This window comes from Nonomuraea sp. NPDC049141 (assembly GCF_040648415.1).
GTDB lineage: Bacteria > Actinomycetota > Actinomycetes > Streptosporangiales > Streptosporangiaceae > Nonomuraea.
The window spans coordinates 256,181-268,295 of the sequence record NZ_JBEZDR010000005.1 but is presented as its reverse complement, the minus strand read 5'-3'; the positions used below and the strand labels follow the sequence as shown (position 1 = coordinate 268,295).

The following is a 12,115-nucleotide window of genomic DNA, read 5'->3' as shown; positions in this document are numbered from 1 at the left end:
CGCGCCGCACCCTGGCGATCGACTTCGAAGGGCTGCGGCCGAGGGACTGGCGATTCGCGAGGATGGACAGCGCCTGACATGCCGTCCGCTGTTCGACAGATACTGCATGCCGCCAGTTCTCGTGCGACCCTAGGTGCATGTTCGGTCACAAACGCCAGGGCTTCTACTTCCGGCCGAGCCGACGGCGCTGGTTCTGGCACCGGCCCGTCCATGCGTTCGCAGATGACCCGCCAGCGGAAGGTGACGAGCAGGTGTGGCGGGTCGCCTGGTGGCACGGCGGCTGGGGCATATGGTCGGCCGACGCTGATCTGATGGCAGCCGAGCCCATTTACACGACAGGGAACATCCCGCAGGCCGATTCGGACGCGGCCTGCTGCTGGGCGGCAGGCGTGGTGCCCGCGCACCCGCGCCTGCACATCTCGTGCTCGCACCGGGGCGACCCAGCAGCGCCCTTCATGTGAGCGGCTCGGAGTTGTCGCAGTCCACGCTGGTACTGCTGCTCTCGTCGGTGACCTTGTAGGGGCTGCCGTCGGTAAACGTGCCGGAGATCGACGCTCGGGCGCGGTTCCAGCCATCCCGACACGGCCGCGACAGCAACGGGTAGGAGTGAGCGAGTGGTAATGGTCGTAGTTGACCTCGTACCAGTCGGCGAAACGACCGTCCTTGTGGTCGATGGCGATCCTGGCCATGAACGTGGTGATCACCTCCTGGTCGCACCTGACGCGAAGGCTCGCTCGGACGCGGGGTTCGGCGGTGCCGAGCTGGACGACGGTGAGCGGTCCCCACGAGTTGACGCAGCCGTGGCGGCCTGCGGGGTGGGTGGTGCTGCCTTTGCCGCAGTCAGCTGGTGTGGTGGCCAGGGTCAGGGCGGTGGCGATGGCGGCGGCGTGTTTGATCCACACGGCGGGGGCTCCATAAGTGGCGGGTGATCCGGCGTCTGGAACGGTAGCCGCGCTAGATACGCTGTGTATTGAAAAATTCACTCTCCGCATGTTCATTCGCGTTCGGATGCGGGCGTCGCGGCGGCCCGCCTGGCATTACCACCAAGGGCGACGGCTAGTACTCCAGTGACACTTTGCGATCATGGTTCGGATCTGCGCTAGTAGTGGTGGCGGCGCCAGTGTGACCAGCGCAGAACGTCCGCGGTGGAGCGGTTCTGGGCCAGTACGAGTGCGGCGAGCAGCCGGCGATCTCGGGCAGCATCGGCGGGATACGGTCCTGGCCGCTAGTGGTCTGTCTCATCGTGGAGTCGCTTGATCTCCCACATGAAGTCGTCCTCGAAGGACTCGTCATCGACGAAGCGCCCGACCCAGTTCGCGAACCGTGCGGCGAACTGCTTCTCCGCCGCCGTCACCAGGGCGTTGGGGTTTTCCGCAGGCACGAGGCCGAAATGCTGCTCCAGCCACGTGACGTACTCCGCATGGTGGTCGTACTCCTGGTCCTTCTCCTCTGGGTCGTCCTCGTCATCGAACCCGGCGTCAAAGTCGCCCACGTACAACGCCTTGTCACATGCGAGCTGTCGGAACAGCTCCCGCAGATTTCGCGCGACGAGACCGATTCCGCCTTCGTCCCCGAACACCACGACCGGCAGGTTTGCCAGATCCGTACGGTCGTCAACGCGCCAGATCGCGTAGATGGACCCGCTGGCGTTGGCGTTCGCGAAGGAGTGGAAGCTGTCGAGGAACGCCGGATCCTTGGACCACGTGTCGATCCCAACCGTGCGCCCGAACTCGCCGAGGTGGAAGCCGACCGAGATGTTTCCCCCTCCGATGCGGCCTTCCAACTGCTTGAGCAGGTTCAGTTCAGGCACGGGCGAGTAGGCGTCGCTCATCCGGTCATTATCGCCGAATACCTCAGACAAACTCGCGATTTTGAGGCGTTGGGATCGCATGGCGACGGCCACCGCGTGATCATTCGGAGTTTGTGAAGACAACCAAAGATCATGCGGTGGCTGCGGACCTCAGCGTAGACCCTGACGGCTGGATGGTCATCTTCAACGAGCTGATGGCCAGGATCGCCGGCCGGTTCGGCCGCGTCGAGCCACGCCGGGCCGTGACCGCTTATGTACGCGGGCTGCTGGCCGACATCGACCGCAAGAACTGCTGGAACCTGGCCGAACACACCGCACTGATCGGTCCACAGGGGCTGCAGCGGCTGCTGCGCACCGCCCGCTGGGACGCCGACGCCGTGCGTGATGATGTTCGTGCCTTCGCCGTCGACCGGCTCGGCCCCGACGGGGTGCTGATCGTGGATGAGACCGGGTTCGTCAAAAAGGGCACCCGCTCGGCCGGGGTACAGCGGCAATACAGCGGCACCGCAGGCCGGATCGAGAACTGCCAGATCGGCGTGTTCCTGGCCTACGCCACCCCACGCGGCCGGGCACTGCTGGACCGGCGGCTCTACCTGCCCGAACACACCTGGCTGGCCGACCCCGGCCGCTGCCAGGGGGCCGGGGTCCCGGACGAGACCGGCTTCGCCACCAAGCCCGCCCTGGCCACGGCGATGCTCCTGGCGGCCCTGGAGGCCGGCGTGCAAGCGGCCTGGGCGACCGGCGATGAGGTCTACGGCCAGGACCCGCACCTGCGCACCGCTCTGGAAGCACGCCGGATGGGCCACGTGCTGGCCACCGCTGGCAACCGGCGCGTCGAACTGGAGGGCATCGTGCTGAGCGCAGCCGAGGTCGCCGCAAAGGTGACCGACCGGCACTGGCACCGCTACCGCGCTGGTCAGGGGGCCAAGGGACCACGCTGGTATGCCTGGGCCTGGGCCCGCATCGACGAAGGCCAGGCCGACGGGTTTCGGTGGCTGCTGATCCGGCGCAACCTGAGTACCGGCGAGCTGGCCTTCTACCGCTGCTACGCCCCCGACCGTCAGCCACTGATGGCCCTGGTCAAGATCGCCGGTATCCGGTGGGCGGTGGAGGAGTCCTTCCAAGCCGCCAAGGGACAGGTCGGCCTGGACCGCTACCAGGTGCGCGGCTGGACGCCCTGGCACCGACACATCACCCTGGCCATGCTCACCCTGGCCATGCTCGCCCTGGCCCTGCTGGCAGCCATCACCGCCGCCCAGCCACCCAGCACTGACGACGACCGCATCCCACTGACCCTGCCCGAGACCCGCCGGCTCCTGGCCGCACTCATCCTGACCCGACACCACTCCACCACGAACGTTCTGCGCTGGTCAGACTGGCGCCGCCGCCACCAAGCAACAGCCCGCCGCTGCCACTACCAGCGCAGATCCGAACCATGATCGCAAAGTGTCACTGGAGTACTAGCGGCGCCGTGGGGCTGCCCGTCGTGAGGCGCTGGCGACGCGGCAGGCCAGAATCGCGGCGTGGACGCGCTGCTCGCAGTGCGGTGCGCTGGTGTGGGCGGGGGTGAGGCGCCGCGCGGACGCGGTGTAATTGCTCGGCGCGATGCCGGACGAGGGCTTGGAGGTCGCGGCGGGACGGGTAGGACTCGCCAGCAAGAATCGCGCCACACGGCCCAAACGAGCTATCCCGGAGGCGTAATCGAACAGCCGATAACGGCTAGGAACATTCCATTCCGCAATGATCAGGCGTCGCGCCGGTCGATCGTGTACCGCACCTCGAATCTGCAAGACCTGCGCTGGCACCGGCCAGAAGACCGGCGCTTACGTAGAGTAAACACTCTCGGCGCGCAAAGGTCCCCGTCAGTCAGCCTGACGGGGACCTTCTCCGTTCCTGGAACTCGGGGGGAGTGTTCGCTCCAACCACGCTAGACGAAACCCCTACGCCTTACGCAGTGTCACGGGGCGCCAATTGGGAGACGCGCTGAGGCGACAAGCTCAAGGCCCCCCCGCATCCCGCACCGTCCACCCCTTGCCAGTAAGCAGACGGGCCGCATGGGTGGCCGCGTCCCGCTCCGCCTGCTCGGCGTCCGCGCGGGCAGTGCGGGCGGCTGTGACGGCCTTGAGGGCGGCGACGGCCTCAGGATCGTCTGGGCTCAGGCGGATGCCGACGGTATGCGGCTCGACTCCGAGCAGCGAAACGATGGCGGCGTGCGTGTTCCGGTGAGCTTCGGTCCAGTACGCGCCCTGGGCCAGGACGCTTCACACTCCGCGCGCCGCGATCAAGGGCGCCGGCTGAGGACCTCGGGTACCCGGCTGTGGTGCCGCACCATGGTCGCCAATCCCGCGTCGACGTAGCCGAGACACCGCAGGATCGCCTCGTGGTCGGCGACGAGGTGACGATGGTGGATCGGTTCGTGATGAGCGATCTTGTTACGGAAGATCCTGAGGTGATCGACCTGCTGGTGCAGGAGCCGGCGGCCGCCGCTGTAGCCGGGGAAGGCCCGGTACAGGGCGGTGCGCCATAGCCGCTGGTCGTAGCCGTTGCCAGGACCCAGCAATGAGACGTAGAAGCCGAACGGCAGCTCTTCGCTGATCATGTGGCGTGGGGGTCAGGCCGATGCGCCGCAACTGCTGCTCGGCTTCGCTGATGCGCTGGCGGCCGCCGTAGGTGAGCTGAGGGCGCGGATCGTTCCACCAGTCCTCACGCCCCAAGTAGCCGGTGAGCTGGCGCGTCAGGCATTACCTGCTCACACGAGTTCATTGGTATGGTCCCGGCTCAGCTCGCGATCGGGACCTCGTCGTACCGGCGACGTATGAAGCCGAGCATGTCCTGCAATTCCGCGGCGCCGATCCGCCGTCCGTGGGCATGTGTCGACGTCACCGCCATCCGGCCGGCATAGGCCCACTTGAGAAGACCATCATGGGATATTTCCGTACGAGCGTGATTGGCATTGTCGGGATGGAGACAGAAAGGGATGTCGAGGATCCCCGACTTGAAGGCTCTCAAGATGGCCGAGGGGACGGTGGGAGCTAGCCCCAGGACTGCTCCCAGCATCGCCTCAGCTTCGCTGAAAATCTCCTTCTCCAGCACCTCGGAAAGCCCGTCTTCCAGCGTCGGGTATGACCCCGGCGGCTGTTCGCCGGCAAGTTTGAGCGCGGCTATGTTGTCACTGACGAGAGGTATTCTGAAAGCTTCAGAAATGGTCTTCACAACGAGCCGATCGGCTCCTGCTTCGCGCGCCAGGCGGGCGCTGTCGAGAATCAGCCGACGAGCTCCCTCGGCGCTTTGCGGAAAAACGCCCATGTAGGTGTAGATCACGAAGTGGATATCCGTCTCGGGCAGGAATGCCGTCGTGAGTCGGCGAAGCGCGCGGATGGCCGCGATGTCCTGCCAGGGATTGATCTGCTGTGCGTAGCTCAAAGAAAGGCTGCGGATCCCATAAGAGGTTGCGAACAGCCCTTCGAGAATGCTCAGAGCCACCAGCAGCGACGGTGGGCACAACTGGCCGAGCATGCAGCCGGCAAATGATTCGAGGTGCACCTCCGCCGGCCACGAGGCGAGCAGTTCACTCGCTCGCGCCCATTCCGCGATCGCCGTGTTCAGCGGAGTCCGGCCATAAGGGAAGCAGTAGGAGATGGGGCCGCCCTCCGTCGCGTGGATGCCAGCCTCGAGCATCGACGCGAAGATGTCGACAGGCGTTGGGGAGCCATGCCGCAATTGCACGGGGAAATCCGGACGCAACGATGCCAGCAGGCCGGAGGTCCGGACAGGGCCATGTGCAAGAAGCGGATACCCGTTGAGCGACCAGCCGTTGCGCACCGCATCGTGCGCCGCCTCGTACTGCCTGGTCCGCGTATAGCTGTCGAGCGTGATCGTCCCGACCGTGTACGGCAGCGCCGCGACGGCCTGCAGCCCCGCCCGCATCTTGTCGACATCGGAAAAGCCCATACGCGGCTGCACGACGAGGTGACCGGACCCGCTGGCATCGCGAACCGCTCGCGAGAAGAGATTGCGGACGTCGGCCATGGTCACTCTCGCGTGGTGAGGGCGTGGTGGTGAGCGTTCTCGAAGCGGCGGAGGAACTCGTCTAACCGGTTGATGGAGTCCGGGGTGTCGAAAACCGCGTCGTAACCCAGACGCAGCAGCTCCTGTGTCTGGTCGGCGGGGAGAGGACCGGCCACGCCCAACTTTCCGCCTACGACCACCTGGAGGCCGGCAAGTCCAGGGGCCCGGCGAATGGCGCGAATGTAGGAGGGTGCCTCTATGACACCGTGACCGTTGACGGTGCTTAGGACGAGCAAGCTCGCATGCTCGGCCGAGCAGCCTTCGATGATCTCCTCCACAGGGGTGCAGGGTCCCAAGTTCGTCACCTGGTGACCGTGTTCCTCGAGCAAGAGTTGGAGATACATCAAGTTCCAGGTGTGCGCGTCGGACGAAATCGTCGCAACGACGGTGCTCAGAGCGCGACTGACCACGGCGTCCGGCAGTGACCTCGCCGTTTCTGTTTCCACGTTTGTTACTCCTTCAAGACCACGGTGACACGGCACGCTCGAATTACCGCAGGGGAACGAATGGCCCGCCATCGTCCGGGGTTCAGGCCTCATAAGGCGATGGGTGCCCGGCGCGATGACGCAAGGTGCCTCAGAACACCGCGGAGTCCATCGTCGCGAACAGTTTCTCGGCCTGTTCGGGGAACTGGGTCCCTTCGGGCAGGTCGCTCGCCGCCACGCAGTACGCGATGTCTCCCACGTATGGCTCGAAGGGGGTCGTGAGGATGACCCACTTCTGCTCCTCCTGGTCGTAGGCCAGGCCGGCGTCCCGCACTGCCGAAAGGGTCTCCGCGAACGAGGGAACCTTCCAGGTCGTCCTCTCCAGGATGATCCGATCGTGCTCGTACCGACTGTCAATGATCTTCTTGCCGATGATCTCGTATATATGTCGAGCCGCTGGTGCGTCCGTTGCACTCGGTGAAGAGGACTTGTCCTTCGGGAGTCACGATCGCGCCGGAGCTGAAATAGCCTCATGGTTGATGCCGTCCCCTCGCGGAAGGCATCGATCAGATAGCGCACCAGGAATAGTAGGGGGAGGGAGTCGGCGGCCAGACGCATTCCTCGGTAGTGAATCCCCGTTTGAAGTAGAGACTAGGTGTCGACTGGTAGGACTTGGGAGCGCCGAAGGCGACGAGGGCCGCTGTCTGTCGTACGTCCGCTTCGTAGTACGACTTGCCCACCCAGGTTGCCCGCCAGTCAGGAATCCCCGGGCTTGAGGTTTCCGACGGGACGATCTTGTCGCAGCTGTTGATGTTCCAGGTCGTCGAGAACGGGCCTACAGAGAGGCCGATGGGAATAGATCCACAGGGATTGAATTCCAGGGTCGCCTTGGGATCCCAGTCATTCCACACAATGTTCGGGTCGTTCCCCCAGGGCTCTGCAGCCACGTAACACGAGTTGACCTGATCGAAGGCGTGACCTGCCACCGCATGACATGACGCGTACATGCGGAAGCCGTAGTTCTTGTGCGTTGCCGCCGCGTAGTCCATGCGGGCCCACTGACCGCAAGCTCTCATCCAGCCAATATGCTCCGCGTCCTCCCATTCATAGCAACTGGGTTCTTGCCAAACCACCTCCTGCTGGATCGTCGCGTCTCCGTCCGTGGGCAATGCTGAAGCCGGCATTGTCTCGACCGTGGTCATGCTCGACGTCGTCGAACCATCGGATCGCGCCTCGGCCCCACTGGTGACGGGGCGAGCCCCCTTGGGCTGGATGACACATTCGCTGCCCTGCGCCTGAACCTCGTAGTTGCGGGCCTTGACGTCGAGATTCCAGTCCTTCTTGATGCCTTCCACGAAGTCGCGGATGGCGGCGTCCTTGTCACCGATGTGATCGCACACGGACGGCGACGTGCGCGAGGCCGTCGCGGACCCGGCAGGCGCCAGCGCGGTGACCAGCGTGACTGCGGCGGCTAACGCCACGGTGGAGAGTAACTTTCCCATGGAAACCCCTTTCTAATGTCTTCATGCTCTTCTCAGGTTCCTGTCTTCGGGTGAACGTGAACAGGACACAAGGAGGGCATGTGCAGGACAAATGCGCCATCAGCGTGCTGATGGGTCAGGTCAGCTCAGGGGTGCCCATCAGCTTGCCGAGATCGCTGACCGCTGCCCGGAGTTGCCCGGTCAGCGACTCGCCGTCGTCCGCGGACCAGCCGATGGCGTATCCGGCCCTGGCCCAGTTCGCGGTCAGCGGCGGAATGCGGGAGCCGGCCGGGACGAGCTGCCGTACGATCTTGACATTCGTCAGCCCGTCGAGCACCTCGACCGGGGCGACGTTCCGACGGACGGTCCCGGAGGCCAGCAGAAACCGCACCTCCGCCCGCCGGGCGCGGGCTGGGCCGTCCGGCGCGAGCGGTTGGCCCAGCGCCAGGTGCGCCTGGTCGAGGTAGAGGTCGCGGCCGTGCACCACGGACACCAGTTCGGTGATGTAGTCGCCGGCCGGTCGTACTGTTGCCTCCAGCAGGACGGGGCGATCGTCGTCGAGCTTCGCCTCGACGTGCAAGATGGCCGACTCGACCCGCCAGGCGGCGATCAGGTCGCGGACGAGCGCGTTGACGGCGGTGTCAGGACGATCGGCACGGTCGGTGGTGTGGGCGACCTCGAGGAAGCCGGTGGGGCCGCCGGTCTGCTTGCGGGTCAGTGAGGAGAAGACCGTCTCGCCGTCCCGCACCACGGCCTCGACGCTCGCCTCCGCCCCTGGCAGATACTCCTCCACGATGCCGGTACGACTCGGCGAGATCGCTCGTACTTGCGGCCACCGGTCCAGGGCCTCCTTGACATCCTGGACGGCGAACACGGAGGCGCTCGCGGAGGCGTCCGCCGGCTTCAGCACCGCGGCCTGGACACCGGCGGCGAAGAACCGTACGAGATCGTCGGGGCCGGTGACGGCCGCGTGCCGGGGGCCGGTCAGGCCGTGTCTCTCCCCGGTCTCACGCTGGCGGATCTTGCTGCGGGCGATGCGCGCCGCGCCGACGCCGGGGCCCGGCAGTCCCAGCTCCCGCGCTACCGTCGCGGCGGTGACCAGCGATCCCTCGGCCAGCGCGATCACCCCGTCGTGGCCGGCCGCCATCCGGACGAGCGACTCCACGTCGGCCCGCTCGTCGCGCACCTCGACCGGATGGAAACGATCGACCGCGTGCTCGAAGCAGCCGGCGGTAACCCCGTCCGCGAGGGTGACCGACAGGCCGGCGCGCAGCCACGTGGAAAAGGCCCTCTCACGGCGCGGGTCCGCGCCGATGACGAACAATCTCACCGCTCCGCACTCCCAACCGTCCGGGCCGCGTCTTCGGCGAACCGGTCAAGGTTTGCGATGGTTCTCTCCCAGAGCGCGAGGACGTCTGCCTCGCTGTAGCGTTCTGGCTGATACCGCAGAGCCACCCGTAGGCCGCCGTCGTCGTCCTCCGTCCAGTACGTCAAGAGCGCCCCGTCCGGCCGGCTGAGGTGGACCGGAAACTCCTCGATCTCGGTGTTGGCGAAGGGAACCAGTGGCACGGCCGCGCGCATTCCCAGCGACTGGGCGTTGAACGACAGGTACGGCAGCGACGTCGGGCGGCTGAACCGTTCCGGCACGCTGTCCGCGACGACCAGGGGCCAGGGAACGCGCGCCGAGTTCAGCGCCGCGACGAGCGCCTCGCGGAACGACCGCAAATGCTCGCCTGGATCGGCGCTCCGGCCCTGGTGGGGGATGGCGACGTGATCGGCGAGCCAGCCCACTGCCCCGCGCAGGTCAGGCCGTGGACGTCCGGTGACCATCATGAGTGTCGCGGTGGGGAAGTGTTCCGCCAGCTCGGCCGACGCCGCGTCCAGGGCGGCCAGGACGAGCTGGAGCCGGGTCAGCCGGTGTTGCCTCGCGGCCGGCAGCAGGCGCTCGTACCAATCCGCGTCGAGTTGCCGCGGGATCCGTGGGATCTCCGCCCGGCCGGTGGGCCCCTCCTGGGGGAGGATGACGTGCCGCGCGAGCTTCCGGCGCAGGTTGAGGCCGGCCGTGGACTCCAGGTAATTGTTCTGGCGTTCGAGCCAGCCGAGGTACGCGTTCGGCGCCGGGGGCAAGGTCTCGGTCGACGCGCCGATCTCCAGGTTGTAGAGGCGGTACAGGTCGGCCACGAGGATCCGTCGCGACCACTGGTCGGAAACCAGGTGGTCGATCACCAGCCCGAGCATCATCTCAGCGGCGTCCGGAAGCGGGATGACGATCAGCCGGGCCAGCGGACCCCGCTCCACGTCGAACGGCCGCTCGGCCTCCCGTGTCAGCGCCTGCTGGGCGTCGGCGGGGGGCTGCAGCCGTATCAGGTCGACCGGGTCGGCCGGGTCCAGCCGCCACAGCGGCTTCCTTGGGTCGAAGGACGTGAGCAGGGTCGGTTGCCGTCGTTGCAACCGGATCCAGGCCCGGTTCAGCGCGGAGAGGTTCAGCTCACCGCGTACGCGCAACGCGGAGATCGTGTGCTGCGGCCGGTAGCGTCCGGCCTCGGCGTCCTCGACCAGCCGGAGCAGGCGGCTGCGCTGGGTCCACGATGGTGTGATCGGGCCGTTCATCCCAGGCTCCGGTCGGCGAGGTAGCGGGAGATCTCTTCGACGGTGGGATGGTCGAAGACCAGACCGTACGGGATCTCGGCTTCCAGCGCGTCCTCCAGTCGTGCGGCGATCTCCATCGCGGACATCGAATCGACGCCGAGCTCGAAGAGATCCGCGGTGAGCGGGACGGACTCGACACGCAGGACCCGCCGGCAGGTTTCTACGACCAGCGCGTTCCCCTCGCCTTCGGATCCGGTCGAAGCTTCGGGGCCGGTCGCGGCTTCGACCGGTTTGGCGGAGGCCTGGTCGCGTAGGTCCGCACGGTCGATCTTGCCGCCCGGCAGCAGCGGCAGATCCGTACGCGTGACGAACTCCTGCGGGACCGCCGCGGCCGGCAGCTCCCGCAGGATCGCCTCCCGCAGCACACGAACCGGAGGCGGAGCCGGATCTCCCACGAGATAGGCGACCAGCCGTACGTCCCCCGCGTCGACGACGTCGATGACGGCGACCTCACGGACGCCGGCCACACCGCGCAGCACCCGTTCGACCTCCGGCAATCGCAGCCGGACCCCGCGCACCTTGACCTGCTGGTCCAGCCGGCCGAGCAGGTGCAGCAGTCCTCGCTCGTCCCATCGCCCCATGTCGCCGGTGCGGTAGACCTGCTCACCCGTGGGAGCCGTCTCGAACGTATTGTCCGTGCCGAGGTATCCCAGCGAGCGATACGGCGTCGTCAGCACCACCTCGCCGACATCAGCGGGCTGCCAGGACCCCGGGCGCAGCACGCTGACCGAGCACTGGGGCAACGGCCGGCCGACCGGCAACGGGCCCGCGCCCGGCTCGTCGGGAACCTCGAAAGAGCACTGGGCCAGGGTGGTCTCGGTCGGCCCGTACAGGTTGACCACCCGGCAGCTGGGCGCCACCCGGCCGCGCCAGTCGTTCACCAGCTCCGCGTGCAGTGGCTCGCCGGCGAAGAAGGCGGCCCGCAGGCTCGGCACCGCGGTGTCCACGGCGGCGGTCGCCAGCCATCGCCTGACCAGCGACGGAACCGTGTGGACCAGCGTGATCCCGTACGCCCGCGCGAACGAGAAGACCCGCCTGGCGTCCCGCGACCGCGACCCAGGCAGGCAGAGCGTGGCGCCGCTGATCAGCGGGGTGAAGATGTCGCGCAGCACCACTTCGAAGGACCAGTTCGACAGTTGCGCCACTCGGTCGCCGGGCCCGACCTCGAAGGTGTCCCGCTGCCAGCGGAGGAAATGGGCGAGCGAGTCGTGCGCGCCCAGCACGGCCTTCGGACGCCCGGTGCTGCCAGAGGTGAAGGAGACGTAGGCGGCCGAGCGGGCGTCGAGCCTGGCGGGCTCGGCCAACGGCTCCACCTGGTCCGGGACGGCCCTCGGCCGGGTCTGCCCGTGCTCGAAGATCTGCCGGTCGTCACCGTCGGCACGTACCAGAAAGCGTGCCACGTCGGTCATGGTGTCGCGGAGCTCCGGCAACAGCGTCGGATCGATCGGGAGGATCACGCAACCGGCGTAGAGCGTGCCCAGAAGGGCGGTCACCGACGCCGGTGTTCCGTCGTCCTCGACGGCCACCACGTCACCCGGCGCGGCGCCCAGCTCGCGCAGCAGTCCCGCGAAGCCGCGTGCCTGCCCGAGGAGTTCCTCGTACGAGAGAGCGCCTGTCGGGCCGACGATGGCCAGCGCGTCGGGATGCGCGGCTGCCGCCGTTTCGATCAATTGAGGGATAAG

Annotated in this window: 11 protein-coding genes; 2 read left to right on the top strand and 9 right to left on the bottom strand. The window is 67.0% G+C overall.

The features are described 5' to 3' along the window. The first annotated feature begins 137 nt into the window (after positions 1–137). The gene (locus AB0B91_RS17280) at positions 138–461 is read left to right on the top strand and encodes a hypothetical protein (RefSeq protein ID WP_358319908.1); all 324 of its coding nucleotides are present in this window, start codon (positions 138–140) and stop codon (positions 459–461) included. A gap of 764 nt (positions 462–1,225) precedes the next feature. Here AB0B91_RS17280 and AB0B91_RS17275 read toward each other — a convergent pair. Beyond that, positions 1,226–1,903, bottom strand: coding sequence for a hypothetical protein (locus AB0B91_RS17275; RefSeq protein WP_358319906.1), 678 nt, complete (start codon positions 1,901–1,903; stop codon positions 1,226–1,228). A 101-nt stretch (positions 1,904–2,004) separates the two neighbouring features. On the opposite strand from AB0B91_RS17275, the gene AB0B91_RS17270 reads away from it, so the two are divergent. Continuing rightward, positions 2,005–3,249, top strand: coding sequence for an IS701 family transposase (locus tag AB0B91_RS17270; RefSeq protein ID WP_358320811.1), 1,245 nt, complete (start codon positions 2,005–2,007; stop codon positions 3,247–3,249). A gap of 842 nt (positions 3,250–4,091) precedes the next feature. On the opposite strand, the gene AB0B91_RS17265 is transcribed toward AB0B91_RS17270, so the two are convergent. The 8 genes from AB0B91_RS17265 to AB0B91_RS17230 form a co-directional block, all read right to left on the bottom strand. After that, the gene (locus tag AB0B91_RS17265) at positions 4,092–4,409 is read right to left on the bottom strand and encodes a hypothetical protein (protein ID WP_358319904.1); all 318 of its coding nucleotides are present in this window, start codon (positions 4,407–4,409) and stop codon (positions 4,092–4,094) included. A gap of 179 nt (positions 4,410–4,588) precedes the next feature. Then, on the bottom strand, positions 4,589–5,839 hold the full coding sequence (locus tag AB0B91_RS17260) for a methylaspartate mutase (protein WP_358320809.1): 1,251 nt from the start codon (positions 5,837–5,839) through the stop codon (positions 4,589–4,591). A gap of 2 nt (positions 5,840–5,841) precedes the next feature. Continuing rightward, positions 5,842–6,324, bottom strand: a complete 483-nt coding sequence (locus tag AB0B91_RS17255; protein WP_358319902.1) for a cobalamin-dependent protein — start codon at positions 6,322–6,324, stop codon at positions 5,842–5,844. A 130-nt stretch (positions 6,325–6,454) separates the two neighbouring features. Further along, positions 6,455–6,637, bottom strand: coding sequence for a peptide ligase PGM1-related protein (locus tag AB0B91_RS17250; RefSeq protein ID WP_358319900.1), 183 nt, complete (start codon positions 6,635–6,637; stop codon positions 6,455–6,457). Between the two features lie 232 nt (positions 6,638–6,869). Next, the gene (locus AB0B91_RS17245; RefSeq protein WP_358319898.1) at positions 6,870–7,805 is read right to left on the bottom strand and encodes a hypothetical protein; all 936 of its coding nucleotides are present in this window, start codon (positions 7,803–7,805) and stop codon (positions 6,870–6,872) included. A 115-nt stretch (positions 7,806–7,920) separates the two neighbouring features. Beyond that, complete coding sequence (locus AB0B91_RS17240; RefSeq protein WP_358319895.1) at positions 7,921–9,114, bottom strand: ATP-grasp domain-containing protein; 1,194 nt, start codon at positions 9,112–9,114, stop codon at positions 7,921–7,923. Continuing rightward, the gene (locus AB0B91_RS17235; protein ID WP_358319892.1) at positions 9,111–10,394 is read right to left on the bottom strand and encodes a condensation domain-containing protein; all 1,284 of its coding nucleotides are present in this window, start codon (positions 10,392–10,394) and stop codon (positions 9,111–9,113) included. The genes AB0B91_RS17240 and AB0B91_RS17235 overlap by 4 nt, the downstream gene beginning before the upstream one ends. Continuing rightward, a complete protein-coding gene (locus tag AB0B91_RS17230) occupies positions 10,391–12,103 on the bottom strand; it encodes an AMP-binding protein (RefSeq protein ID WP_358319889.1) in 1,713 nt (570 codons plus the stop codon). Before AB0B91_RS17230 ends, AB0B91_RS17235 begins: the two co-directional genes overlap by 4 nt. Positions 12,104–12,115: the final 12 nt, after the last annotated feature.